The sequence below is a fragment of the Chryseobacterium cupriresistens genome (genome assembly GCF_046614675.1).
Taxonomy (GTDB): domain Bacteria; phylum Bacteroidota; class Bacteroidia; order Flavobacteriales; family Weeksellaceae; genus Chryseobacterium; species Chryseobacterium cupriresistens.
Genome location: NZ_JBKKJT010000002.1, coordinates 664007 through 690971, shown reverse-complemented (window position 1 = coordinate 690971; position 26965 = coordinate 664007). Strand labels below are relative to the sequence as shown.

Sequence of the window (26965 nt, the reverse complement as noted above, 5' to 3'; positions counted from 1 at the left end):
CGCCATTTTCATTTAACTTATATTTAACTTTTAATCTTTTGAATTTGTGAGATTTTAAAAGGATTTGGTCAACATTTTGATACAATAACCATGTAAAAAATAAATTATGTCAGAAAAGATATTATGGATAGATGATGAAATAGATTTACTTAAACCTCATATCGTATTTTTAGAAAAGAAAGGTTATCAGGTAACGCCTGTTAACAATGTAAATGAGGCTTTGGAACTTATGGATTCAGAGAAATTTGCTTTAACGCTAATTGATGAAAATATGCCGGGTATTTCCGGTCTGGAGGCAATTCCTATGATTAAGGAAAAAGATAATGCCTTAAAAATCGTCATGGTAACCAAAAGCGAAGAAGAACACATTATGGAAGAAGCGATCGGTTCCCAGATTGCCGATTATATATTAAAGCCTGTAAATCCCAATCAGATATTACTGTCTTTAAAGAAAAACCTTCAGCAGGATAATCTTGTGGAACAAAAAACAATTTTACAATACCAGCAGGAATTCAGAAACCTTTCCATGGAACTTTCTTATTTGAGAACGTATCAGGAATGGGCTGAGTATTATAAAAAGATTCTTAGCTGGGAAATCAAATTTGATAAGGTAGCAGACAATGAATTTGCCGATCTTCTGCAGTCTCAGAAGGAAGAAGCCAATATTCAGTTTGCCAAATTCATTGAGAAAAATTATGAAAACTGGCTTACAGATTCAGACAAACCGATGATGAGCCACACGCTTTTCAAGGAAAAAGTGAAGCCTGAAGTGGAAAAAGAGAAAGTTCTTTTACTGATGGTGGATAATCTTCGGTATGATCAGTGGAAAGTAATCGAACCTTTATTTACAAAATACTACAATAAAATATCGGAAGATTATTATTATAGTATTCTTCCGACAGCAACACAATATGCAAGGAATTCTTTCTTTGCAGGATTAATGCCGTCTGAGATAGAAAAACGCTTCCCTGATAAATGGTTTAATGATAACGAAGAAGGAAATAAAAATGAGTTTGAGCGTGACTTCCTGGAAGATCAGATGAAGAGAATCGGTCTTGGTTCAAAGTCTATGAAGTATCTTAAAGTACTGAACGCTGATTTTGAAAGAAAGATCTATGACGATTTCAACCAGCATAAAAATAATGACCTGCTGGTTATTGTGTACAACTTTATTGATATCCTGTCGCATGCAAAAACAGACAATCATATTGTAGACCAGCTGATTCGTGATGATAAGACTTTCCGTTCCCTTACCTTCAACTGGTTTGAAAACTCTTCTTTATTGAAGATCATTAAGGCAGCTGCAGAAAACGGATATAAACTGGTGATCACAACAGATCACGGTACTGTATATGTTAAAAAGCCAAGTAAAGTGGTAGGAGACAGAGAAACTTCTACGAATATCAGATATAAAACAGGCAAAAGCTTAACGTATGATGACAGTGACGTATGGGCTATTACCAATCCGGAAAAGCTTTTCCTGCCCAAAGGAAATTTAAGTTCGAAATATATTTTTGCTAAAAACAATATATTCCTGGCGTATCCTAAAAATTACAATCATTTTGTTAATTACTATAAAGAAACTTACCAGCATGGTGGAATTTCACTTGAAGAGTGTATTATTCCTATCAGTATTTTAGAACCCAAGTAGTTTTTTTCATAGTTTATTTAATTTTGGGTTTAAAGGCGGAAAAAATCGCAAGATTTTTTCCGCCTCTTTTTTAAGGCACTTATTTTGCATATCAACAGACAACCTTAAATATATATTTATGAAAAAACACATTTTTATTGCAGCAGCATTCTCAGCATTATTTTTAACCTCATGTAATAAAGAAAAGACAACAACAGATTCCACTCCCGCTTCTGTAGACAGTGTTGTATCCAAGCCATCTGATTCAGCAGCTGTTTCAGGTACTCAGGATGAAATTGTAAAAAGTACTTCGAAAGACAAGAACGGGAAAACCCTGGATATGACTTTCAACAATACCAAAAATACGGCTACTGTAGTATTCAACAATGAAACCATTGAGCTTCAGGGACAAAAACCTGCATCAGGAATATGGTACAAGAATGACCATTATGAACTGAGAGGAAAAGGCGAGGAAATAGAACTGACAAAAGACGGTAAAACAGTTTTTAAAAATTAAAATCACTTACTCAGTATATAAAAGTCGGATTTGAAATTCAGAACCGGCTTTTTTTATTTCCCTACATTTGAAAAAATTTATTTTGTTTATGAGATTAATCACCTACAATGTTAATGGAATCAGGGCGGCTTTTACGAAAGATTTTCTGGGCTGGCTGAAGACTGCCGATCCGGATATCATCTGTATTCAGGAGAGTAAGGCCGGAAACGATCAGATAGACATCGAAAGCCTTGAAAAATTGGGATATCACAGTTATTGGCACTCAGCGGTAAGAAAAGGCTACAGCGGGGTCGGAATTGCCTCAAAAATAAAACCCAACCATGTAGAGTATGGTTGTGGTATCGAAAGCTATGATAATGAAGGAAGAATCATCCGTGCAGATTTTGACGGATTTTCCGCGATTTCGGTATATGTTCCTTCTGCATCTAATATTGAGAGGTTAGATTTTAAAATGCAGTTCTGCCATGACTTTCTTGGGTATATTAAAAATTTAAAAAAAGAAATTCCTAATCTTATTATCTCCGGAGACTTTAATATCTGCCACGAGGCTATCGATATTCACAATCCTGTCGGTTTAAAGAATGTTTCAGGGTTTCTTCCTATGGAAAGAGAATGGATGACCAATTTTATCAATGAATGCGAACTGATTGACAGTTTCAGGTTCTTTAACAATGAACCTGACAATTATACATGGTGGAGCTACAGACAAAACTCAAGGGAAAGAAATAAAGGCTGGAGACTGGATTATAATTTCACTTCCTATAGTTTAAAGGATAAGCTCAGCAGGGCTGTCATTTTAAAGGAAGCGGTACATTCCGACCATTGTCCTGCTTTAGTCGAACTGGATGTATAAAACAGATATCCATACAAAAAGCCAGCTGAATCAGCTGGCTTTTTTTAATTTAAATCATAAAATTAATCGACAATTTCATATTCGACTGGAATAGTACCATGACTGATATCTCCAATCTCATCGAACGCAGCTTTAGACATATCTAAAGATCTTGATGAATGGTAAGGCCCTCTGTCATTAATTCTCACTATTACCTCTTTACCATTTTTAAGGTTGGTTACCTTAACGTTTGTTCCAAATGGAAGCGTTCTGTTTGCTGCAGTAAACTTTGAATTATCAAAGATTTCTCCACTAGCGGTTTTTCTACCGTTAAATCTATCGTGGTAGTACGATGCATAACTTGTTTTTTTCGCATCTAAGGTATTACTTGTAAATGAGTAAACACCTAGGGTTGAAATCATCATTATGATTACGAGAATGAATCTTTTCATCATTTTGAACTTTTATTGGTTTTGACGGGACAAAAGTATCAGGAATCTTCAGAAAACCCTACTCCATATGTTAAAATCAGTTAACAAAACACTAATAAAAAGTTAACAATCCTTGCAAAGCACTATAAATAGGGCTTTTAAGTTACACTGTTAAAAAATGTTAAAAAAAGATCTAAAAAGTTAACATAATTAACTAATTCATGCATAATTTAAAAACAACAAATCTAAAATAGATTGATAATCAATATTTTACAAAAATCATAGAGTTAAAATAAAATTTCAAAACTACTTGTTAAAATTTTAAAGTCTTAAAATTCAACTTTAGGAAAAAACTTTTCTCAGAAGCTCTTTAGCTTCATCTGTTGAGATTATGCAATTGATTTTTAACACCTTTTTATTTTGTTAAAATGTAAAGTCTGATTCATTATCAGTCCATATTTGATTTCAATTGTTCAAAAAGTGATTCAATCACGATGTATTACCCGAAAAAATAAAAGAACATCCTTCTCTGTAAAAAGCAAAAAACCAATGATTTCTCATTGGTTTTTATTATATAATTAAGTATTATACTATTTTAAATATTCTAAAACATAATCATATGTACCACTTGGATATACTACAGACATACTAGGAGAACCTGTAACAGCAGCTCCAGTAGATATATCATATGAATACAATTCTCTGGAATATACATTATTAGTACCTGCCTTATAAATAGTAATTCCGTACAATGCTGTAATTCCACCTGGCGCTGGGATTGTTACTGCAGTAGTAGTTCCATTTGCAGTAAAAGTTCCTTTGATACCATAAATCTGCGCATTATTTACTTGTCTGTTTGTAACAGTTTCAGTAGTAAGAATATTTTCTTTCGGAGCAGACCCTAATGGTAACCATTGTCCTGAAGCCGAAGAGAATGCTGGTGTTGGAGTAGGGTTGCTGAAATAGTAAAAACCTACACCTACCGTTTGGTTTCCGATACCTGATCCTGTAGCAGGAGTAGTACCAGCAGTGGAGTTATATACAATCATCCCATCATATGCTGTAGGGAAATTAAGTGCACTAGTTACTGGTGTTACAAAAGTGAACGTAGTTAAATTTGTTCTAGGAAATGCTAATCCTTTACCATTACTAGTTGATGTTGTAAAGCCGTTTGCAGAAGCATCTAAGAATACGGATTGTGTAGCTACTGTAGCACTGACAGTACCATTTGATCTCAATTGAGCGAAAAAAGTGCTTGATGCCGCAACAATGGCAAACAATGCTGATGTTAAATATACTTTCATAATTGTGTTTTGTTATTAGAATGAACTATAGCTATACCAGTTTGTCCCATCACAAATATAAGACAAAGATCCACCTGATTGAAGAGGTGTCGTTGAAGCAGTACTATGAGCTCCCGATACACTAAAGAAGGCTCCATTGGTTGCATCTATAAATGTAATAGTTTTACCGTTGGTTTTCGTTAATGTAGCTAAGTTAAATGTAACATTTGAAGTAACCAGGATTGCATTATTCAAGTCTGCATCTGAGATTGTAGAAGCTGTTTGTGCTCTTACAGTCATTCCTGAAGGAGCTGCACCACCCCCAAAAGGCTTCCATTCTGGAACCGTATTATCAAAATAATAGAAACCAGGGCCAGTAATTTTAGCTTTTCTAGCTCCTGTACCGGTTCCTGAAGTAATGTAAACAATGGCTCCATTTTGAGGCGCAGCATATGTTCCACTAGTATCATCCTTAGCGGATAATTCGGCTGCTGTCATACGAGGGACTAATAAGGCGTCAGGTCTTGCATTATCCGTAGTGTTTGCTACTACATCTAAAGTCGCGGCAGGTGTGGTTGTGTTAATCCCCACTCGCCCCTGTTGAGCTTTAGAAACAGCCGAAAGGCCAACAAGCATAATTGCTGTTAATAAAAATTTTTTCATAAGTTTTTAAAGATTTTTAATTACATTTTTTTTCATCAATATTTCCAAAAAGAGATGATACATCTCAACTTGTGAACATTAAAACAAAGCCAAAGTAATACAATAACTATTTCAATTGACTTTTAGCTTATTTAATGATTAACTTGCTGAAAGCACATGATTTAAAAATATTGCTTCTTGCGCAAATTTAAGGATAATTTTCGATTTTAATTACATTATAAAAGAAAATTAAAAATTCTTAATTACACAAAAAACTCTAATTATATGATTATCAATAAAATAAAAATATATTACCGAGAAAATTCTATGTTAATTTTCATTAATAATTTGATTTTGGAAATACTATTTTGACTTGATTAGTAAGCCTTTAGCTAAACTAACTCTCCGTATAAGTCAAACTCTTCGGCAGAAGTAATTTTCACGTCTGCAAATTCACCAATAGAAATATAAGTATCTTCAGCTGAAACCAAAACCGTATTATCTACATCCGGTGAATCGTACTCAGTTCTTCCGATGAAATAATTACCTTCTTTACGGTCAAAAATACATCTGAATACTTTACCGATTTTTTCCTGATTTTTTTCCCATGAAATCTGAGACTGCAATTCCATAATTTCTTCTACTCTTGCCTCTTTTACTTCCTGTGGAATATCATCTTCCAAAACATAAGCTGTAGTATTCTCTTCATGCGAATAGGTAAAACATCCTAATCGGTCAAACTTCTGCTCTCTTACCCATTCTTTAAGTTCCTGGAATCTTTCTTCTGTTTCACCGGGATATCCAACAATAAGCGTTGTTCTGATTGCCATATCAGGAACTTTCTCTCTGAATTTTCCTAAAAGGGCATCTGTTTTCTCATGCGTAGTTCCTCTTTTCATAGATTTCAACAAGTCTGAATTGATGTGCTGAAGAGGAATATCTATATAATTACAGATTTTAGGTTCTTCGCGGATAATATCAAGAACATCTTCAGGGAAACCGCTTGGGAAAGCATAGTGAAGACGAATCCATTCTACTCCTTCTACTTTTACCAACTCTTTTAAAAGATCACCTAATGCTCTTTTTTTATACAGATCCAACCCATAATAGGTAAGATCCTGGGCAATAAGAATTAATTCTTTTGTCCCTTTTTTTGCCAGTTTCTGAGCTTCCAAAACCAGTTTTTCGATGGGTGTTGAAATATGCCCTCCTCTCATCAAAGGGATGGCGCAGAAAGAGCATGGCCGGTCACAACCCTCAGAAATTTTAAGGTATGCGTAATGTTTTGGAGTTGTTGTTAATCTTTCTCCTACCAGTTCATGTTTATAATCTGCTCCCAGATGTTTTAAAAGTACCGGAAGATCTCTTGTTCCGAAATATTGATCTACATCCGGGATTTCTTTGATCAGATCCGGTTTATATCTTTCAGACAGACATCCTGTAACGAATACTTTTTCCACCTCGCCTCTGTTTTTAGCGTCAACGTAATCGAGGATCGTATTGATAGATTCTTCTTTGGCATTATCAATAAATCCGCAGGTATTGATGACCACAATGTCCCCACGGTCTTCGTGAACCACTTCTTTGCCATTGGCTTTCAGCTGGCTCATTAATACTTCAGAATCATATACATTCTTGGAACATCCAAGAGTGACTACATTGATTTTCTTCTTCCCTACAGATTTTGTACGCATCGTTTTGATTTTGAGTCTGCAAAGATACAAAATATTGGAGAGTTAGGATTAAAAAATAAAAACCACTTTATAAAAGTGGTTTTCAGGGATATGCTTTAAAAGTTTTTTTCTTTAAATCCAGGAGCGTTCTGATCTTTTTCGGAAAGTATGGCATCTTTTTCATCTACCTTCCAATCGATATTAAGATCAGGATCATTGAATTTTACACTGCCTTCTGACTCTTTATTGTAAAAATTATCACATTTATACGAAAATACAGCATGGGTACTTAATACAGAAAAACCATGTCCGAAACCTCTCGGCACATAAAGCTGTAATTTGTTTTCAGCAGTAAGTTCTATTCCGAACCATTTTCCGAATGTAGGAGAATCTTCCCTAAGATCTACAGCCACATCCCAAACGCTTCCTTCAAGACAGGAAACCAGTTTTGCCTGGGCATGTTCTCCTTTCTGAAGATGCAGGCCTCTTAATACTCCGTAGGAAGATCTGGAAATATTATCCTGCACAAAGTGCCCGTTCATTCCGGTAAGTTCTTCGAATTTTTTTTCATTAAACTTTTCAAAGAAGTAGCCTCTTTCATCTTCAAATATGGTAGGCTCTATGATGTAGCAGTCTTTAAGCGGGGTTTCTTTAATTTTCATAATAGTTAAAAACTCTATTTCAATGTGGTTATTAATGTTTTAAACAAGATCTTTATATCGTTTTTGAAAGACATCTTTTCAAAATAGTCCAGATTCATTTTTACTTTGTTCGGAAATAACACTTCATCATTGTAAGCTAAAGGATCTTCCTGGTTTTTCAGAAGGTATTCTTCGTCTCTATATTTAATACTTGCTTCACAGGTAAGCCCGGGTTTCAGCTCCAGAACTTTCCTGTCTTCTCCGACAAGTTTATCGTAATATCCTTCAATATCAGGCCTGGGACCTACAAAACTCATATCACCTTTTACAATATTAAACAATTGCGGAAATTCATCGAGCTTAAATTTTCTGAGAGTCTGCCCTATTTTTGAGCATGTTCTCTTCTGTTCATGAATTGTTTTAATCTTAAAAATGGTAAAAGGCTTTCCATACTGCCCTATCCGGGTCTGAAAAAAGATTCCGTTGGAAGATGTATCCAGACTTGCAATCACAAATAAAATAATCAGTACAGGCATAAGAAAAAGGATCAATATTGCCGATAAGACAAAATCAAAAACTTTTTTCCAATATTTATACTGATTCATTAAGTTCAAATAATATTAAAGTCCAAAGTAAGAATGAACAACCTTTGCTATTCTTTCTTTGTCATCCTCTGACAGATTAGAGCCTGAAGGAAGGCATAATCCGTTATCAAAAAGTTTTTCAGAAACATTCCCGCCATAATAAGGAGAAGTTTCAAAAACCGGCTGCAAATGCATAGGTTTCCAAAGCGGTCTTGATTCTATATTATCTTCTAAAAATGCAAGTCTTAAACCTTCTCTGTTTTTTCCTGTCATTTCCGGATCAACAATCACTGCAGATAACCAGTGGTTGGAATAAAAATCATCATTCGACTCTGAGAGTACAGTTACCCCTTCAATATTGCGGAAAAGGTCAACATAGAAATTGTGCATTGCTCTACGGGCAGCAACCCTGTCCTTAAGCACTTCCATCTGTCCTCTTCCTATTCCTGCTACAATATTGCTCATTCTGTAGTTGAAACCGATGTGTGAGTGCTGATAGTGGGGAGCATTATCTCTGGCCTGTGTAGAAAGGAAAACGGTTTTATCTTTATCTTCCTGAGTATGACAAACCAAAGCTCCACCTCCTGAAGTGGTAATAATTTTATTTCCGTTAAAACTTAAAATTCCAAAACGGCCGAATGTACCGCAAGCCTGTCCTTTATAAGTTGAGCCCAGGGCTTCAGCAGCATCTTCTATCAAAGGGATCTGGAATTCCTGAGCAATGGCAGTAATTTCGTCCATTTTTGCCGGCATACCATACAGATGTACTACAATGATTGCTTTAGGTTTTGTTCCTTTTTGGATTCTGTCTTCGATGGCTTCTCTCAGTGCTTTAGGGCACATATTCCATGTAACCGGTTCACTATCAACAAAAACAGGAATTGCCCCACAATACGCAATTGGATTGGCTGAAGCAGAGAAAGTCATGGATTGACAGATCACCTCATCGCCATGTACAATTCCGCATTCGATAAGAGCAAGGTGTAATGCTGCAGTACCTGCAGACAGCGCAGCCACTTTTACACTTCCACCTAAAAACTGCTCCAGATCACCTTCAAATCCGTTAACATTAGGTCCCAACGGAGCTACCCAGTTTTCTTCAAATGCTTCGTTGATGTATTTTTGTTCATTCCCTCCCATATGCGGTGAGGACAGCCAGATTTTAGTATTCATATTTTTGATTAGTAACTTGTTTATATAATATTTTTCTTGATAATTCTCCCCGGATTTCCCACAATAACTGAGTAATCGGGAACATCGGTAATGATGACTGCACCGGCACCAATTACACACCATTTTCCTATTTTGATTCCCTGGATTACAGAAGCTCCTATTCCAATCTGAGAGCCTTCACCTACTTCCACTCCTCCGGCAAGTGCTGAGTTGGGAGAAATATGAACAAAATCTTCAATCACACAATCATGATCTACAGATGCATTGGTATTGATGATACAATGTTTTCCAATGGCCGTATCTGCATTAATTACCACGCCTCCCATGATTACTGTTCCTTCTTCTATTTTCACAGAACCTGAAATGATTGTTTTGGGATGTATTAAAGTGCCAATTTTATGATTAATCTGTTCTGCGATTTTCTTACGGATCAGATTGTTGCCAATTGAAATAATCAGTTTTTCTTTATCATCCGGTAAATTATTCAAAACCGGAGATCCATAGCATTCCTTTTTAGTGACATCCTGATCTATAAATGCCTTAATTTTTATGTCATTAGCAGCAGCAATATCTGCAATTACCTTTCCATGTCCGCTTGCTCCAAATAAATACATAGCTATTAATTAATTTCCTTGAAATGGTTCTATGGTAACGTGTCCATCGGCTGAAATACCTTCTTTTATAAAAACTTTCTTTATAGTAAGAAATATTATTTTCAGATCCAGGATAAAGGATACATGATCCACATACCAGACATCTAAATTAAACTTTTCTTCCCAAGAAATAGCATTTCTACCGTTAATCTGTGCCCAGCCGGTAATTCCCGGTCTTACTTCATGTCTTCTTGCCTGATGATCATTATAAAGCGGCAGATATTGTACCAGTAACGGTCTTGGCCCTATTAATGCCATATCTCCTTTCAAAACATTAATCAGTTGAGGAATTTCATCTATAGATGTTTTACGGACAAACGATCCCACTGCCGTAAGTCTCTCTGCATCTGGCAATAGATTACCTTCAGAGTCTGTTTTGTCATTCATTGTTTTGAATTTTATAATGGTAAAAATTTTACCGTTTTTGCCAGGTCTTTTCTGAAAGAAAAAAGGTTTCCATTCATTTGCGATGGCCAAAGCAATAAAAAAAACAATAAACACAGGACTTATTATAAGCAAACCGGTTAAGGCTAATATAAAATCAAAAACTCTTTTTACAAAAACACGATACATCTTTTTCTTTTCTCTTTATTTTTAAGCGTTAATAATTTTATCATAAGATTGTTGTACCAAAAATTCTCTTTCCAGGAATTTTCTGCTGTTTTCTCTCATTTCTTCAAAATCATTACTGTCCATTTCTACAAATTTATCTATTGCTTTTATCATCTCCTGAAGATTTGCCGAATGCACGGCTATGCCACAATTATTCTTAACTACATCTGTTCCGATATCTGTAGAAGAGTCTGTAGCTGTAAGGACCGGCAATCTGAACTCAAGATATGAGAGTAAACGAGATGGATAATTCGGGATGGTGAAATCTTTATGCAGAAAGATCAACCCGACATCACAGGACTGTACCAGCAGGTCATACTCAGTTTTTGGAATAGCAGACAAAAGCAAAGCATTTTTGGGGCGGAAAGTATCAAACCACTTCCTCATTTTGCCAAATTCTGTTCCTGAGCCCACTATCACAAAAAATAATCTGTCATCTTCTGATTTAGTTTTTAAGGTTTCTATCACAAAATCAATTCCCTGAGGTTTTCCCAAATTCCCACCATAAATAAAGATTTTCCTATTTTCAGGGATGCCATACTTAGCATGAATTTCTTTATATTGGTAACTCATTTCTTTATTTATAGGTAAGAGCTCAATAGCATTTGGATTTACCTCCAGTTTTTCTTTGGGAATAAAAGGATTATGCTCCATCACAAATTTTAGATTGGCATCAGACATACACCCAATTTTATCTGAAATCAAATATAATTCTTTTTCTTTATTTCTAAAGTAGTTGTATAGTAATCCTTTCTTAGACATCAGCTGCATATCAACAGCATTCTGGGGGAAGATATCCTTTAGGAGCAGATATGTTTTAGCCTGATCTCTTTTTTTGATATATTTAATAAGGTTTGTAAAAGTAATAGGAGGCGTGGCATAAATAATCAGATCAAATTTTACTTCTGGCAAGTGTTTATTGATGGCTCTCAGAAATAGTTTATCGATTGTTAAGGTAGAAATTCCCTTTTCAATAAAGTTCGTTTTCTGGATATTAAGTGTCTTTACATTCAGAAAAACAGTATTCCCTTCTTTTTTCACATTAGTTTTTTGATTTTCGCATCTTTCAACAGGGGAAACTATATACAGGTAATGCCCATGCTGGGAAAATTCCCGCATTAAATCTTGATAAATACCACGTTCTTTTAAGGTATTTATCTTCACTAAGGTAAGAAACATTATATTCATAATTTACTCCAGACTACTCTGTTAACGTAATCGGTATAGCTTACAATAATTCTAACCGTTTTTTCTGACACATTGGGCATAGAATAATCTGCCACAAGTCTGTAGTTTCTATTTTCTCCTGTCTGCTGCTGCTTAAGCTGTACCAATCCCTGCAAAATTCTCTCAGGAGATAATCCCACCATCATAACAGAAGCTTCTTCCATAGCTTCAGGTCTTTCATGTGCTTCTCTGATGTTAAGCGCTCTGAAATTAAGGATTGAGGATTCTTCTGAAATAGTACCGGAATCCGACAGTACAGCATAACTTCTCATTTGAAGAGCATTGTAATCATGGAACCCAAGGGGTTTTAGAAACTGAATTTCAGATCTCACCTGCACCTGCATTTTATCAATCATATTTCTTGTTCTGGGATGAGTTGAAAAAATGATTGGATATTGATATTCTTCTGCAATTGCATTAAGGCTGTTGATGAGTCCTCTGAAATTTTTATCTGAATTAATATTTTCTTCTCTATGGGATGATACTACAAAATACTTTCCTTCTTCAAGATTTAATCTAGTAAGAACATCGGAATTTTTAATTCTGGGAAGATAATGATTCAGAACCTCGTACATCGGGGATCCCGTCTTAATGATTCTGTCAGCAGGAAGTCCTTCTCGCAAAAGGTATTCTCTGGCAATATCAGAGTATGTTAAATTGATATCTGAAATGTGGTCTACAATTTTCCTGTTGGTTTCTTCGGGAACTCTTTGATCAAAACACCTGTTTCCGGCTTCCATGTGGAAAATCGGAATCTGTCTTTTTTTGGCAGGAATAGCACATAAACATGAGTTTGTATCTCCGAGTACTAAAAACGCATCTGGCTTCACTTCCTCGAGAAGCGGATCAATTTTAACCAAAATATTTCCAATTGTTTCTGCAGCTGTTTTTCCTGCTGCTTCCAGGAAATGGTCAGGTTTTCTTAAACCTAAATCGTCGAAAAAGATCTGGTTAAGTTCATAGTCGTAATTTTGTCCTGTATGGACTACAATGTGTTCTACTGCTTCAGAAGTATCTAAAGCGGTTAACACTCTTGATAATCTAATGATTTCCGGCCGTGTGCCCACGACTGTCATTACTTTTAATTTCATCATATGGTTATAAAAAAGTTATTCTTATAAAATGGAGAACTACAAAGGTAAAAAACGCGAGTAAAGTTTGCGAGAACAACCTGTATTTGTTTCTCAATTTTTCATCGTTATTAATAAAAAACGGATAAAAAATGATTAATGAAGCTAAAAACCAGGATAAATAGGCAAATCTATGAGCGTGATTTACTCTTACCAAAAATAAAAATATAGTATTTGTAAAAATAAAAACATTCACTATCCTATGATAAGTGACATCTTTTATCTTTTCAATGAATATAAAATAATAAGAAATTGCCATGATAACCGAACTATAGGCAATCAGATCCCAACGGAATACCTGCTCATCAATATTTTCTATAAAATATTGTGCTCTTTCATCCGGGATTAAGTTGGCAACAGTATGTTCAATTTCAATTCCAAAAAAATAAGAAGCAGGAATTGCCAATCCCCAAATCCAATAGAATTTTCTATCAACTTTGCTTATCAGTCCTGAGAAGATATATACCAATACCGGAAGTCCCAAAGAAAAATGAGATCCAAATGCTAGTAACATGAGTAAAGACTTCCACCATTTGTTTTTAATAAAAACCCCATATAAAAACATGACGGATGCCATCCCCTGTCTGATACCATATACATTATAATTCCAGTAATAAAGGGAAGCTGTATGACAGATAAAAAATAATATCCAGTGCTTTTTAGAAATATGTTTTGATACCAATACCAACAGTGCTACCGATACTAAACCACATAAGATAAAAAAACCTCTCTCATTGGTAATATAAGAGGTAAACAAAATAAAATACCCGAAAAACAAATCCTTATTCGGCATGGGCGAAATACCTTCTACACGTGCTATATCAAAGAATTCCCTATACATTTCGGAGTCTGTGAAACCAGTGATACCTACGGGTCTGAAACCAATAAGGATAACTAAAAACAGAGGAATAAGATAGAAATAGCCTGTATTTCCATCTATACTGAGTAACCGTTTTTTTGAATAACTATCTATCACAACTGCTGTGACCAGCAATGATGTAAACAGATAGAATACAATTGAAAAAGCAACCGGTGTATACATTGATTATACTTTTACGAAATATGTATCAGGATCTTCCGGGTTGAATGCTTCGTTAATCCAAAAAATGGTATAAAGATCTTCATTTCCTATATTCTTAATATTATGGGTATACCAGATAGGCATATCTACATAAGCGGGCTCATCCCCTTTCAGATAAAAATCGAAAATTTCATCAGTATCAATTTTTCGCAACTGGATAAGTGCTTCTCCTTTTATTACTGCGAACCTTTCAATTTTTCTGGTATGAAAATGGTCTCCTCTCGTAATTCCGGGAACTGTTGTAGAGAATGAACACTGACCGCCTATTCCAAGTCTGATCACCTCTACAAAAGCTCCTCTCGGATCTGTATGTTGTGTGAATTTGACAGGATAATGGTTTTTAATATCAAAATAACAACGGAAAGTATTAAACAAGTTCAGATCAAAAGCTGATGTAAGCTGTGGAACCTCACCATTATCAAAATATAATTTTTTATAATTTTCAAGTTTTAACAATACTTCAGAGACTTTATTTACTGAAGTATGCTCTACTTCGTAAAACTCTTTGGAATCTGACGCTTCTATCTGGCCGATGATTTCCTGTACGAGCTCTCCTACGTAGATTAGCTTCACTTCGCCGTCATTATCAATAACAGGGGTTTCACCATGTGTAAGCTTGTAACAGAAGGTGGCAACGAAAGAGTTATAGTTTGGCTTTCCAAAAGGTCCGAAAACATTAGGAATAATCATTCCTGTAAATTTTCCGCCAGCTTTTTTTGCCCAGTCTGCCAAAAGCATTCTTCCTTCTTTTTTCGATTTTCCATATAGATTATCTCTTTCTTCCTGAGAAGATGATGAAAATAAAACATGAGCCTTTGATTCTGTTCGTTCCAAAGAATCTATTAATTTCCTTACGAGTTCAATATTGTTACTGAAAATCACTTCAGGATCCGGATGACGATTCATTGCTGCAAGATGTACAATGACATCACATTGTTTTGCAAATGCATCCAGCTGATCCGGATGATCAAAAAAAGATCTGTCAAACTCAATCCTTTTATACCGCTCAGGCTTTAGCCCCAGTGTATTGTACAGATGTGATCCTACAAAACCGTTTTGTCCGGTTATTCCTATTTTTATCATCATTACATATTTTCAAAATAATCCAGAGGGAAACGATGGTCATCATCAATTTCACCTAAAGAATAATTTACCATTACTAAAAGTTTCGATCCCTTTTCTTTTGCCTGAATTGCAGAGGCATACCCTGCCGGCATATGAAGTACATCCAATTTTTCGTCATTCAACTCAAAAGTAAGAATCTGAAGATCTTTTGAGGGTTCACCCCAGTGATCAATTTTTACCAATTTAATCATAAAAGCTCCCTGGATGGCTGTAAACCAACGTTGTTCTGTCTTATGTCCGGCCCATCCTCTTATATAATCGATATTACTATTCTCAATGCAATATATTCTTTTTATTGCAGAAGCATTATAATTATTATTGAAAAACAGATTTCCTCTTTCATCAGCATATTTTCCACCCTCAATAATTTCCGGATTATTCATTTTTTAGTCCGGATATTGCATTACATCTTCTCCTAATACTTCTTTTCTGATCAAAGGAAGCTTCAAAAGAAGTTTTTTCATTCCTTCAACATCCTGCTGCTTCGTATTATGAGAATGATAATCTTCTATTTTTGAAATGTCTTTCATACCTTCTGAAAAATACTTATCATAATTAAGATCTCTGTTATCTGCAGGAATTCTGTAGAAATCTCCCATATCTTCTGCCTTCAGCATTTCTTCACGTGTACAAAGAGTTTCATAAAGCTTTTCCCCATGTCTTGTTCCAATTACTTTTATCGGACTGTCTGCTTTAAACAATTCTTTAAGAGCCTGAGCCAGATCACCGATAGTTCCTGCCGGTGCTTTATTGACAAATAGGTCTCCAGTATTTCCATTTTCAAAAGCAAATAAAACAAGTTCGACAGCTTCCTCCAATGACATTAAAAATCTCGTCATCTTTGGATCTGTAATAGTAATAGGTTCACCGTTTTTAATCTGTTTAACAAATAATGGAATCACAGAACCTCTGGATGCCATAACGTTTCCGTATCTCGTAAGACAAACTGTTGTATTTTTCAAATTTCTGGAAGCTGCTACTACTACTTTTTCCATCATTGCTTTGGAAATACCCATAGCATTGATAGGATAAGCTGCCTTATCCGTACTCAAACAAATCATTTTCTGAACATGATTTGCTTCAGCTGCATCAATTACATTCTGTGTTCCTTCTACATTGGTTTTTAATGCCTGCATCGGGAAAAACTCACACGAAGGTACCTGCTTCAAGGCTGCAGCATGAAAAACATAGTCTACTCCTCTCATAGCCTGTTCAATACTTCTGTAATCTCTTACATCTCCGATATAAAATTTCAGTTTATCATTTTTAAATTGATTTCTCATATCATCCTGCTTCTTCTCATCACGGGAAAAAATACGGATTTCTTTAAAATGATCGGTATTGATAAATTTTCTTAGAACGGCTGTTCCGAAAGAACCTGTTCCTCCAGTAATTAGTAATACTTTATTTTGAATATTCATGGAAAATTTTTATTATATTATTATAATGACTGATAAAAGAATAGCTGTTCTTAAAATGTTTCTGAGCATTCAGACTCATTCTTTTAAAGTCTTGTTCATTCACGTTACTGATCATTTCTGCAATAGCCTCAGGATCGTTATAATTTACAAAAAAACCTGTTTCTTTATCCAGATTCATATACTGAATGTCTCTGTATTGGGTTGTAATCAGCACACAGCCATTCTTTAATCCTTCTATCAGAGATATAGGCTGCCCTTCTGCATTATAATTGGTGGGTAGAGTCAAAAAGTCAGCATTCTTTAAAAGCTGATCTTTGGCTTCACCCTGAACCAACCCTTTATAGACAACATTGTCTTCCAGCTTATTTTCTTTCACAAAATTATGAAAGTAATCTTTTGCTTTTTCAACGCTGTCAAAAGTCACATCATCCGAGTTACTTAAAAAGTTTCCACAGAAATAAACTTGTGGAGAAATATTATATTTTTCTTTAAGAATCAGGGACGAATGCAAAACATCCAGATAGCCTTTACTCTCAATAAGATTAGAAAGATACAGGATCACCGGTCTGGTCGGATTATATTTTTTTTCTATTGACTCGTCGTTATCAAATTCCGGAATTCCATTAGGAACTACCTTTACTTTTTCTTTATAGTTATCTACAAAATCAAAAAGATCAGTATATACTCTGGACAAAACAATAATACAGTCACATTGGTCGTATGTTTTTTTAATTATTTTCTGAAGGAAAGGAGACTGTTCAAGATAGAATGTTTTAAAATTGCCTCCATGCAGGTGGGCTACGATTTTCTTTCCGAATAATGCAGAAATCCAGACAAACATAAAATCTCTGTAAAAGCCCAGTCTGGACTGTGCAACTGCAATGTAGATAATCTTTGATTTACCCATTGTCTTCATATAAAAGTAAATCAGTTTGATGCAGGCTGTAAGATATTCCAGTACCTTCTGAAAATTACTGTCGGTATCTACGCTTACTGTGATATACTTGAACGGAATCATTTGCTTTTTCAGTTCGTCCAAAAGCATATCAAAACATATAGACTGACCACTTATATTTTTAGGGGAGGATTTTACTCCCATTAAAACAAATTTCATCTTTGTAGTTTTATATTACCCGGGCTAAAAATTCTGATAATAACAAATACAATTACCAGGGTAATAGAGTTAATAATAATATTAAGGAGACCAATATTCGAAAAGGCAACAGATCCCGAAATAAAGAGTGTATAAAAATAAATATATTTAAATCGTCCTTTCTTACATCCCTGATAGAGAGTATTGGCAATTCCTCCAAGAAGAAAGTAAGCCAATAACAGTCCTATAATTCCAAAGTTCATATAGGCTGCATAATTACCTACAGGAAAGGAAGTCATATAATCATCATCTACACGGTAAGGTTTATCAATAAACCGTTTTTCGTTTGACATTACTGCCAGGTAAAGGCCATCATCTCCTTTTGGTAGCTTACTTACATCGCTTCTTATAATGGGATGCAGTAAAATTTTTACTACATCTACATATCCTTCTCCATACCAGAAGCCATGTCTGTCAAACATATCTATGATAAATAAATACCTATCCAGTCCACTCATATCAGAAAGCAACTGATAAGACTGATAAGAGTTTTCATCTTTAGTTGTCATCACAGATACCAATCCTTCATTATTCCATGCTGCCGTTCCTCTGAATTTTGGGATGATATACATTACTCCGAAGAAAAGTGCCATCAATAAGATGTACTTGGGCTTAAAGAATTGTTTAATAGATGCTGGCTTTTTTATTTGTATAACAATAAAACAGAATATAAGCATGTACAATATCTGAGTACGTCCGCCGGTAAGCAGGGAAGATAACAGGAAGGTAATAAAAAACACTCCCAGGTTGATCTTTTGTACCAAGTTTAACCGGTCTCTTAAAAGATAGAGATATAATATATAATATCCGATAATTTGTTGAGTGAAATAGATATATCCCAGTTTACTTATATTTTCATTTCTATTGATAAAAATTTGAAAAAGATTGTCAAGCTGTAAGGATTTAAAGTTATAAACAGAAAGTAAGTAAAATATAATACTTAATAAAAATAACAAATTCTTACTTTGTCCCACCGTAATAATATCCAGCTTACTAATCAAAGAACTTAACATTTTTTTCAGAAAAGATACAGTCCCTACAATAAAAAAAATAATACAGCCTACATGCAAAAGAATATACTTGAACAGCAAGTTATTTAAATTATCAGGATCAACAGGTGTATAGATAATATCAGGATGTTTCACTATATAGAACATATAGGGAGTAGCCAATACCGAAAAAAACAATATAATATTTATGGGTAAAAGAAAATCATACTTTTCATACCCAAAAAGTCTGTAATTCTTCCTAAAAAAGAAAAATACCAGAGTAAGAAATATTATATATAATATTATAAAAAAAGTCATCTAAACTGTTTTAGAATTTTCTCATTGATAGAAAGAAATGCGGGCCATGAATATTTTTCTTCTGCCAGTTTTCTACATCTTGCAGGCATTCCATCCTTTTCAGAAATATTTAATATTTCCAACACTTTTAAAGCTATATTTTTAGGATCTGTAGTAGATATTCCACCTACATTTTCGTTACAATAGGTATCAAGGATCATAAATCTTTCTTCCTCATTATCAGCAAGCATAATGACTGGGACTCCTGAACTGAAAGCTTCAAGTGTTACCAGTCCTAAATTGGGACCGTCCACAGTTTGTAAGTAAAGATCAAACATTGGAATAACTTCATTAACATTATCTATAAATGGTCGCAAAAAGACTTTATCCGATAATTGAAAATCTTTTATCATACCCAGTAGTCTTTCTTTTTCAGGACCTTCTCCATAGATAACACCTATTGTATCTTCATCCTCAATATGTCTGAAGGCTTCTACAAAAAGATCAACCCTTTTTATAGGATAGAGTCTGCAACATATTCCAACAATCCTCTTATTTAGAGGTAAATTAAACTGCTCTCTCTCTTTTTTATCGGCAACATTAAATTTATTAATATCTACAGGGAGCCTGTTGATTATTACTTTCGAAGGATCTACCTTATTTTTTTGCTTTAGCTGTAAAGATAGGTATTCACTCAGTCCGATAAAAATGTCCGTACTTCTATTAGGCAGGTTAGTTTTCCAGATAAATTTTTCTTTGGCATCAGCATTTTCATATACATGCATGGTTATATATATGATTTTAATTTTTTTATTAAAAATTTTTAATAACCAAAAAATCAGTGCAGAATCAGGCTGGCTACAGTATATTGTATCAATATTATGATCCTTAAGGTATTTTTTTACTTTAAAAATCTTTGAAAGCATTTTAAAAGTATTGGTTCTATCAGAATCATCAAACTGATGTATTTTTTTTCTATCAATAGCAGGGAAACGTTCCAGTAAATCCATATTGCATGAAAAAACAGCATAATGCAGATTATCATACTGCTGCTCCAAATTTTCGAATAACTGTGCAGAAAAACTTTCTGCCCCCCCAAAACACAGTGTATTAGAAACAATCAATATGTTATTCATTTCCTTTTAAAATTTGTTTGTTAATAATATACATAGAAATACCAAATAAGCTACCACACCAAAGTATATTATATCCTAAAAAAGCAATTACAGACCCCCTAAGACCAAAATAAAACGTAAACGGATAATATAATAATGCTGCAACAACAATCATAAAGACTGAAAAATACAAGGCCACTTTATTTTTATCCATCACTGTAAATAGGTAATTGTAAGGTATCTGGATGAAATAAACCAAAATTGAAATTAAAGATAGTTTCAATAACCACAAGTGGTTCATATCGAAATTCTTGAAGAGATAATTGATGTAGTCTGAAACAAAATAAGAAATCAATAAAATAATAAGTCCTGCAGCAAATAATGGAATTGCAAGTTTTATTGAATTTATTTTTAGCCTTTGAAGTGACACTTTATACCATTCTACCTGTTTATTAATCAAAAAACTACTGATTGCACTTGTAAAAATAGAAAATATCCCCAGAATAGTAATAATTATACTAAACAGACCAAAATCCTCTGGGCTGCATATCTTTTTTACAATAAATAAATTCAGCCTTGCAGATAATAAGTATATGGTGCTGCTCATTAACAGGGGCAATGTTCTTTTAAAAAGATCAGTCTGATAAGTATCAAGAAATATGATTTTTTTAACAATTCCCTTTTCAAAAAAAAGAAGAATAAAATTGACCAAACACCAGATTATACTGTTGAATAAAAATATATAGCTGATCTGATGGAGATCAAACCCCTTATAAATCCCAAGAATGACAAAGGATATAAGGCTTATATAGTGCATGCTTTTTAATATTGAAAATTTTAAAATTTCCTCCTTAGAAAGCAATGTATAATAATAAGTTTCAGACAAAGAATCGATTCCTCTGGAAACTATCATTAGCAGTACTATTTCGCTGAAAAGGTTTAGTTCCAATAGTACAAATGAAATAATAAATATAGATAATGAAATCAGGATTCTAATGATATATAAAGATATGGCATATTTATCCCTAAGTGCTGTCTTCAGTACAAAATCACGCCGCATAGTTGTTAACAAGGCAACAGCTAAAACACTGGAAACCAACTGCCCCACAGTATTAGCAAATGTAAGTTCTCCAATTTCTGCTAGAGATGCTTTCTTGGAAAAAGAGATCAGGATAACAAAAACTGAAAATCCGGCAATATACTCCGGTGCAGACATCAACAGCATATTTTTGAAAGCTCTAATTTTATGTTTCATAAATCTCCTATTTAGTCTGATTTCTCAGAATATTCCTTTGCAGGATTACCTTTTACCATTTTATTATCTCCAATGTTACCAACCACATTGCTTCCTATACCAATAAGACTTCCATTGCCTATCTTTACTCCATTTCTGAAATTTGAAGAAGCTCCCAAATAGCAGTTCTCTCCGATGATGACATCTCCACAAATAGTATTATTCGCTGCAACCAAGGTATAATCCCCGATTTTAGAATCATGATGAACAACAGTATTAGGGAGAATACAAATATGATTTCCTATTTCTGCGTTTGCAGTAGCTACAACTCCGGCCATAATAAGGACGTTTTTTCCTACCTTTACATTCCTTCCGATAACAGCTTTAGGATGGATAAGTGTTGTAAATCTGTCAGTCTCTATTTCAAGCCCATCAATTATTTGCTTTCTTTTTTTATAAGAATCAGGACTGCCATTGACAGCCAGGACTTTAGCTTCAGGAAATTCCTGAAATGCCTCTCTGCTATAAATTTTAATGCCATACTGTTCCGTTCCGATCATCGAAGGATTATCAGAAATAAAACCTATACAACACTGCTCTTCAGACAGACAGTCTAATGCCTCAATACCAGTCCCGCTATAAGGAAATATTAATATTTCTTCTTTAGTTTTCAATAGATTTAAAGTATTCAGCTGTTCTTAAAATACCTTCTTCAAGATCTACTTTTGCTTCAAAGCCTAAAATTTCTTTTGATTTTGCTACACTTGGGATTCTCATTTCAATGTCTGCACTAAGAGCATCTTTGAAGATGATTTTACTGTTGCTCTTCAGTACTCTGCATACAGATTCAGCCAGTCCCAGTGTTGTAATAACCGTTCTCTGGTTACCCAAATTGAAGCTTTCTCCGATAGCTTTCGGGTCTTCAATACATCTGATCAGGCAGTCTACAAAATCATCAACAAAGCACCAGGCTCTGATTGCCGTACCGTCTCCATAGATATAGATATCTTCATTTTTAAGCGCTTTTTTGATGAAAATCTGTAAAGCACCTTCCCCGGTTTGTCCAGGACCATATACGTTGAAAGGTCTTACAGTAACCACCGGAAGTTTATACTGCTTGTAATACGCGTGAGCCAAATGTTCTCCGGCAAGCTTACTTACTGCATATACCCATCTTGCTTCTCCTACGCTTCCTGCAACCGCAGTGTCTTCTTCTCTACTTTTGAAAGCGTGGCTACCAAAAATTTCAGAAGTACTGAAGTCTACAAATCTGTCTTTTATTCCATTTATTTTTGCTGCTTCCAACGCATTCGCAGTTCCGATCATGTTTACGCTCATTGTTCTTACCGGATCTTTGATTACAGTATCAATACCTGCAATACCTGCTGCGTGAACAACAACGTCAGCACCTTTCATGCTTTCTGTTAAAAATGCTAAGTCTAAAACATCTCCTTTGATGACCGTCAAATTCTGGTGATTTGCTAACCCGCTTGAACTTAATGTATCTCTGTGAAAGTTATCATACACCACAATTTTATTATTCTCTATGTAATGTTTAATCAGAGTATTGGCAATAAATCCTGCACCTCCGGTGATAAAAATCGTTTTGTTAGTTATCATTTTAAATAAATTTTTTTTGATTCGTTATATCGTTATATTTTGTTGACTATTTGCGAGATTTTGAAGACTGTATCTTCTGTCAGTTTTTCATACAATGGTAAGGCAATTCCCTTAGAATATGCCCTGTAAGCATTCGGGAACTTTTCTCTATAATCCAGATTGTATTTGTCTGCATAGTATTTCATAGCAGGAATACATTGAGCTCCGTAGTTTGCCCCAATTTTATTACTTCTTAAAAATTCAAGCACTTCATTTTGCTGTAAACTGTCGTCGATTAAGACGTGAAAAGTCTGCCATGTATGGTTTCTTCCTTCAGGCACTACAGGTAATGTGATCTTTGGGTTATTAATTTCCGATAGATACACCTCTGCCAAAGTTTGTTTCATCGTAAGGATATTATCCAGTCTCTGGATCTGGCTGTGAGCCAGTGCTGCCTGAAAGTCCGTCATTCTATAGTTGTATCCTGCTTCTACAAATTCCATTCTGCCATCCTGCATTTCAATACCATGATTTCTAAGTATTCTTACCTTAGCTGAATACCCGGGATTATTCGTTGTCAGAATTCCTCCTTCACCGCTGGTAATACTTTTACGTGGATGTAATGAGAATGAACCGAAATCACCAAATGTCCCTACTTTTTTGTTATTCTGAGTTGCTCCCAAAGCACATGCAGCATCTTCAATAACATACAGATTATGCTCGCGGGCAATATCCATTACACTTTCTATGTCGCAGGCTAAACCAAACTCATGAACAGGGATAATAGCTTTTGTATTCGGAGTAATAACTTCTTTTATTTTATTGACATCAATATTAAATGTATTTTCATCAATATCTACAAAAATACATTTTGCGCCTACCAGTTCCACTACATTAGCTGTAGCCACATAACTGAATGCAGGAACAATGACTTCATCACCAGCACCAATTCCTAATGTAATTAATGCCAGGTGCAAAGTAGAAGTTCCGTTACTCAGAGCTGAAGCATATTCTGCTCCCAAATAATCAGAGAAGAAGGTTTCTAATAAACCAACATTCTCTCCCTGCACCAGCATTCCTGATTTTAAAACATCCACAACACGGTTAATATCTGTTTCATTAATATCCGGGCTTGCCAGCGGAACAAAATTTGACAACATAATTATTTTTTTAATTGATAAATCCTTTCAATAATATCTACTACTTTCAACCCTTCCAAAGCATTTGTTGTAATAGTATTTCGTCCTTTTAACACGTCTACTACATTTTCAATAATGTAGTGATGGTTGGCTGCAGAGCCTTTGTATGCGCCATAATCATTTCCAGGGTTTGTAGGTGGTAATTCTGGCATTACATAATCTTTCACATTGCATACCTCCACTTTATCCATATATTGGCCGCCAATTTTTATAGCACCGTTCTCTGCAATAATTGTCATTGAACTTTCAAGGTTTTGATTCCATACTGAAGTAGAATAGTTTAATGCTCCCATCCCACCGTTTACGAAATCGAAACTAATAAATCCTGAGTCTTCAAAATCTGTAAGAGTCTGATGATTAAAATCTGCAAATTTTGCCTGTATATTGGTAATATCACCGAAAAGCCAATACATAATATCGATAAAATGAGAAAACTGTGTAAATAATGTTCCTCCATCCAGATTTTTCTTTCCGTGCCATGACTCCGGCTTATAATATCTGTCATCACGATTCCAGTAGCAATTAAGCTGAACCATGTATATTTCACCCAATTTTCCGTTTTCTACCATACCTTTCACCCAAGCAGAAGGTGGAGAGTAACGGTTTTGCATTACCGCAAAAACCTGTTTGTGTTTGTGCAAAGCCTGGAAAATAAGTTTTTCCGCATCCTGCTTGTTCAAAGTCATTGGTTTTTCCACTACAATATGCTTTCCGGCATCAATGGCTTTATAAGATTGTTCAAAGTGGAATCCGTTGGGAGAAGCGATATTGATAACATCTGCTTCTATCCCTGATTTCAAAAATTCATCTAACGATGCAAAGAAAGGAACATCATAGCTTTCAATTCCTAAAGCAGCTTTATCCTTTATGTCTATAAGAGCTACAAGCTCACATTCTGAATTTCTTGTGATCATCTCGGCATGTCTCTTGCCAATATGTCCGCAGCCCACTACTGCAAATTTTATTTTTTCACTCATTTGCATATTTAAATTTTTGAAACTTTATTATTTTCTAATTTATATTTTTCTCCACTTTCTTCACAAACGGCAATATTATCTGCATCAAACTGAAGTTTATGCCCGAATTCGCTCATCCAACCCATTTGTCTGGCTGGGTTTCCCACTACCAATGCATAATCCGGAACTTCTTTTGTAACCACAGCTCCTGCACCGATAAAAGCGTACTGACCTATATTGTGCCCGCAAACGATAGTTGCATTAGCACCGATGGAGGCACCTTTTCCAACATGAGTCTTCAGATATTCATTTTTTCTGTTTACTGCACTTCTGGGATTTATCACATTGGTAAAAACCATTGAAGGACCTAAGAAAACGTCATCATCACATGTTACTCCTTCATAGATGGAAACATTATTCTGAACTTTTACATTTTTCCCCAAAACGACTTTAGGTGAAATGACAACATTCTGTCCAATATTGCATTTTTCGCCCAAAATGCAACCTGTCATCAGATGTGAAAAGTGCCAAATTTTGGTTCCGTTTCCTATTTGACATCCATCGTCAATAACGGCCGTTTCGTGTGCAAAAAAATCCGACATATCTGCTTTATATTAATTAAAATAATTCTTAATTTCTGTAATAATAATATCCAGTACTTCCTGATCAAATTCTGTATGTACAGGAAGAGAGATTACTTCTTTGCAAAGCTTCTCTGTAACCGGAAGACTAAAACCTTCTTTCACATATTGAAGAAAAGCTTCCTGTTTGTAAAGAGGCAAAGGATAATATATCATACTTGGAATATTCTTTTCTGCCAGATATTTTTGTAATCCATCTCTTTTTCCATTTTTCACTCTAAGGGTATACTGATGAAATACATGGGTAGAATTCGCAGCTCTTTTAGGAGTTTGAATTTCTGATATACCAGCAAGATTGGCATCATAATAATCCGCCATTCTGTTTCTGGAAGCTGAATACTCATCCAAATGTTTAAGCTTAATTTTCAATACTGCAGCCTGAATGGTATCCAATCTTGAGTTACAGCCTAAAACTTTATGATAGTATTTCTTTTCCTGACCGTGATTGGCAATCATTCTGATTTTGAAAGCCAGTTCATCATCATTCGTCATCAATGCACCTCCATCGCCATAACATCCAAGGTTTTTTGATGGAAAAAACGAAGTACATCCGATATGTCCGATAGTTCCCGTTTTTTTTACAGTTCCATCTGAAAATGTATAATCAGAGCCTATTGCCTGAGCGTTATCTTCTATAACAAAAAGGTTGTGTTTTTCTGCAAATTTAAGAATTTGTTCCATATCAGCACTTTGGCCATATAAATGAACAGGAACAATCGCTTTGGTATTGGGGGTAAGATATTTTTCAAGACCTTCCAGCTGTATATCAAAAGTATCTTCATTTACATCTACCATTACAGGTTTTAATCCTAAAAGACCAATAACTTCAGCAGTCGCTACGTAGGTGAAAGCAGGGCAGATTATTTCATCTCCAGGCTGCAGATTAAAGGCCATCATGGCAATCTGAAGAGCATCTGTTCCGTTAGCACATGGAATCACATGTTTTACTCCCAGATATTTTTCAAAATCCTGTTGAAATTCTTTTACAGCAGGACCATTAATAAATGCAGTATTATCAATACATTCTTGAATACTAATATCTACCTCTTGTTTTATTTTCAGGTACTGACCTTTAAGGTCAACCATTTGAATTTTCATATTTTAGTTTTTTGAGTGGATATAAAGTG

The 26965-nt window shown here is 34.8% G+C and carries 28 protein-coding genes; 3 read left to right on the top strand and 25 right to left on the bottom strand.

Annotated features, from left to right (window positions below; translation table 11 throughout):
• Nucleotides 1-106: 106 nt before the first annotated feature.
• The 3 genes from porX (at nucleotide 107) to ACLI50_RS08335 (ending at nucleotide 3000) form a co-directional block, all read left to right on the top strand.
• Entirely contained in the window at nucleotides 107-1651 is a 1545-nt protein-coding gene (porX, locus tag ACLI50_RS08345; protein WP_110010007.1) for a T9SS response regulator signal transducer PorX, read from the top strand.
• Between the two features lie 118 nt (nucleotides 1652-1769).
• On the top strand, nucleotides 1770-2147 hold the full coding sequence (locus tag ACLI50_RS08340) for an MliC family protein (protein WP_411413556.1): 378 nt from the start codon (nucleotides 1770-1772) through the stop codon (nucleotides 2145-2147).
• Between the two features lie 88 nt (nucleotides 2148-2235).
• On the top strand, nucleotides 2236-3000 hold the full coding sequence (locus tag ACLI50_RS08335) for an exodeoxyribonuclease III (RefSeq protein WP_202840999.1): 765 nt from the start codon (nucleotides 2236-2238) through the stop codon (nucleotides 2998-3000).
• Between the two features lie 62 nt (nucleotides 3001-3062).
• On the opposite strand, the gene ACLI50_RS08330 is transcribed toward ACLI50_RS08335, so the two are convergent.
• The 25 genes from ACLI50_RS08330 to ACLI50_RS08210 form a co-directional block, all read right to left on the bottom strand.
• The gene (locus ACLI50_RS08330; RefSeq protein ID WP_202841000.1) at nucleotides 3063-3434 is read right to left on the bottom strand and encodes a septal ring lytic transglycosylase RlpA family protein; all 372 of its coding nucleotides are present in this window, start codon (nucleotides 3432-3434) and stop codon (nucleotides 3063-3065) included.
• Between the two features lie 566 nt (nucleotides 3435-4000).
• On the bottom strand, nucleotides 4001-4648 hold the full coding sequence (locus tag ACLI50_RS08325) for a hypothetical protein (protein ID WP_202841001.1): 648 nt from the start codon (nucleotides 4646-4648) through the stop codon (nucleotides 4001-4003).
• Between the two features lie 81 nt (nucleotides 4649-4729).
• Complete coding sequence (locus ACLI50_RS08320) at nucleotides 4730-5356, bottom strand: phage tail-like protein (protein ID WP_202841002.1); 627 nt, start codon at nucleotides 5354-5356, stop codon at nucleotides 4730-4732.
• 371 nt (nucleotides 5357-5727) lie between these two features.
• Nucleotides 5728-7029, bottom strand: a complete 1302-nt coding sequence (gene rimO, locus ACLI50_RS08315; protein ID WP_202841003.1) for a 30S ribosomal protein S12 methylthiotransferase RimO — start codon at nucleotides 7027-7029, stop codon at nucleotides 5728-5730.
• 95 nt (nucleotides 7030-7124) lie between these two features.
• Nucleotides 7125-7670 (bottom strand): dTDP-4-dehydrorhamnose 3,5-epimerase, encoded by a 546-nt coding sequence (gene rfbC, locus ACLI50_RS08310; RefSeq protein WP_110010014.1) that lies wholly within the window; start codon nucleotides 7668-7670, stop codon nucleotides 7125-7127.
• A gap of 14 nt (nucleotides 7671-7684) precedes the next feature.
• Nucleotides 7685-8254 carry a sugar transferase gene (locus ACLI50_RS08305; protein ID WP_202841005.1) on the bottom strand — a complete coding sequence of 190 codons (570 nt, stop codon included), beginning with the start codon at nucleotides 8252-8254 and terminating at the stop codon, nucleotides 7685-7687.
• A 15-nt stretch (nucleotides 8255-8269) separates the two neighbouring features.
• Nucleotides 8270-9406, bottom strand: coding sequence for a DegT/DnrJ/EryC1/StrS family aminotransferase (locus ACLI50_RS08300; RefSeq protein WP_202841007.1), 1137 nt, complete (start codon nucleotides 9404-9406; stop codon nucleotides 8270-8272).
• Nucleotides 9407-9426: 20 nt separating this feature from the next.
• Nucleotides 9427-10020, bottom strand: coding sequence for an acetyltransferase (locus ACLI50_RS08295; protein WP_110010017.1), 594 nt, complete (start codon nucleotides 10018-10020; stop codon nucleotides 9427-9429).
• Between the two features lie 9 nt (nucleotides 10021-10029).
• A complete protein-coding gene (locus ACLI50_RS08290; protein WP_202841009.1) occupies nucleotides 10030-10632 on the bottom strand; it encodes a sugar transferase in 603 nt (200 codons plus the stop codon).
• Nucleotides 10633-10653: 21 nt separating this feature from the next.
• Nucleotides 10654-11859: a glycosyltransferase family 4 protein gene (locus tag ACLI50_RS08285; RefSeq protein ID WP_202841011.1), complete on the bottom strand. Its 1206-nt coding sequence runs from the start codon at nucleotides 11857-11859 to the stop codon at nucleotides 10654-10656.
• Nucleotides 11856-12992, bottom strand: a complete 1137-nt coding sequence (gene wecB / locus ACLI50_RS08280) for a non-hydrolyzing UDP-N-acetylglucosamine 2-epimerase (protein ID WP_343639498.1) — start codon at nucleotides 12990-12992, stop codon at nucleotides 11856-11858. Before wecB ends, ACLI50_RS08285 begins: the two co-directional genes overlap by 4 nt.
• 4 nt (nucleotides 12993-12996) lie before the next feature.
• A complete protein-coding gene (locus tag ACLI50_RS08275; RefSeq protein WP_202841015.1) occupies nucleotides 12997-14070 on the bottom strand; it encodes an EpsG family protein in 1074 nt (357 codons plus the stop codon).
• A gap of 3 nt (nucleotides 14071-14073) precedes the next feature.
• The gene (locus ACLI50_RS08270; RefSeq protein WP_202844137.1) at nucleotides 14074-15192 is read right to left on the bottom strand and encodes a polysaccharide biosynthesis C-terminal domain-containing protein; all 1119 of its coding nucleotides are present in this window, start codon (nucleotides 15190-15192) and stop codon (nucleotides 14074-14076) included.
• Between the two features lie 2 nt (nucleotides 15193-15194).
• Nucleotides 15195-15617, bottom strand: a complete 423-nt coding sequence (locus ACLI50_RS08265) for a WxcM-like domain-containing protein (protein ID WP_202841016.1) — start codon at nucleotides 15615-15617, stop codon at nucleotides 15195-15197.
• A 3-nt stretch (nucleotides 15618-15620) separates the two neighbouring features.
• Nucleotides 15621-16655, bottom strand: coding sequence for a polysaccharide biosynthesis protein (locus tag ACLI50_RS08260; RefSeq protein ID WP_343639502.1), 1035 nt, complete (start codon nucleotides 16653-16655; stop codon nucleotides 15621-15623).
• On the bottom strand, nucleotides 16639-17769 hold the full coding sequence (locus ACLI50_RS08255) for a glycosyltransferase family 4 protein (RefSeq protein ID WP_411413555.1): 1131 nt from the start codon (nucleotides 17767-17769) through the stop codon (nucleotides 16639-16641). Before ACLI50_RS08255 ends, ACLI50_RS08260 begins: the two co-directional genes overlap by 17 nt.
• A complete protein-coding gene (locus ACLI50_RS08250) occupies nucleotides 17766-18401 on the bottom strand; it encodes a hypothetical protein (RefSeq protein WP_343639504.1) in 636 nt (211 codons plus the stop codon). The genes ACLI50_RS08255 and ACLI50_RS08250 overlap by 4 nt, the downstream gene beginning before the upstream one ends.
• A 710-nt stretch (nucleotides 18402-19111) precedes the next feature.
• Nucleotides 19112-20230 carry a glycosyltransferase family 4 protein gene (locus ACLI50_RS08245; protein WP_343639506.1) on the bottom strand — a complete coding sequence of 373 codons (1119 nt, stop codon included), beginning with the start codon at nucleotides 20228-20230 and terminating at the stop codon, nucleotides 19112-19114.
• A complete protein-coding gene (locus ACLI50_RS08240) occupies nucleotides 20223-21464 on the bottom strand; it encodes an MATE family efflux transporter (RefSeq protein ID WP_411413554.1) in 1242 nt (413 codons plus the stop codon). The genes ACLI50_RS08245 and ACLI50_RS08240 overlap by 8 nt, the downstream gene beginning before the upstream one ends.
• An 11-nt stretch (nucleotides 21465-21475) precedes the next feature.
• Nucleotides 21476-22117, bottom strand: a complete 642-nt coding sequence (locus ACLI50_RS08235; RefSeq protein WP_202841024.1) for an LbetaH domain-containing protein — start codon at nucleotides 22115-22117, stop codon at nucleotides 21476-21478.
• The gene (locus tag ACLI50_RS08230; RefSeq protein ID WP_411413553.1) at nucleotides 22107-23063 is read right to left on the bottom strand and encodes an NAD-dependent epimerase/dehydratase family protein; all 957 of its coding nucleotides are present in this window, start codon (nucleotides 23061-23063) and stop codon (nucleotides 22107-22109) included. The genes ACLI50_RS08235 and ACLI50_RS08230 overlap by 11 nt, the downstream gene beginning before the upstream one ends.
• Nucleotides 23064-23095: 32 nt before the next feature.
• Entirely contained in the window at nucleotides 23096-24202 is a 1107-nt protein-coding gene (locus tag ACLI50_RS08225) for a DegT/DnrJ/EryC1/StrS family aminotransferase (RefSeq protein WP_343639513.1), read from the bottom strand.
• 2 nt (nucleotides 24203-24204) lie between these two features.
• Nucleotides 24205-25218, bottom strand: a complete 1014-nt coding sequence (locus ACLI50_RS08220) for a Gfo/Idh/MocA family protein (RefSeq protein ID WP_411413552.1) — start codon at nucleotides 25216-25218, stop codon at nucleotides 24205-24207.
• Between the two features lie 8 nt (nucleotides 25219-25226).
• On the bottom strand, nucleotides 25227-25799 hold the full coding sequence (locus ACLI50_RS08215) for an acyltransferase (RefSeq protein WP_202841031.1): 573 nt from the start codon (nucleotides 25797-25799) through the stop codon (nucleotides 25227-25229).
• Nucleotides 25800-25811: 12 nt separating this feature from the next.
• On the bottom strand, nucleotides 25812-26936 hold the full coding sequence (locus tag ACLI50_RS08210; RefSeq protein ID WP_343639518.1) for a DegT/DnrJ/EryC1/StrS family aminotransferase: 1125 nt from the start codon (nucleotides 26934-26936) through the stop codon (nucleotides 25812-25814).
• Nucleotides 26937-26965 lie beyond the last annotated feature (29 nt).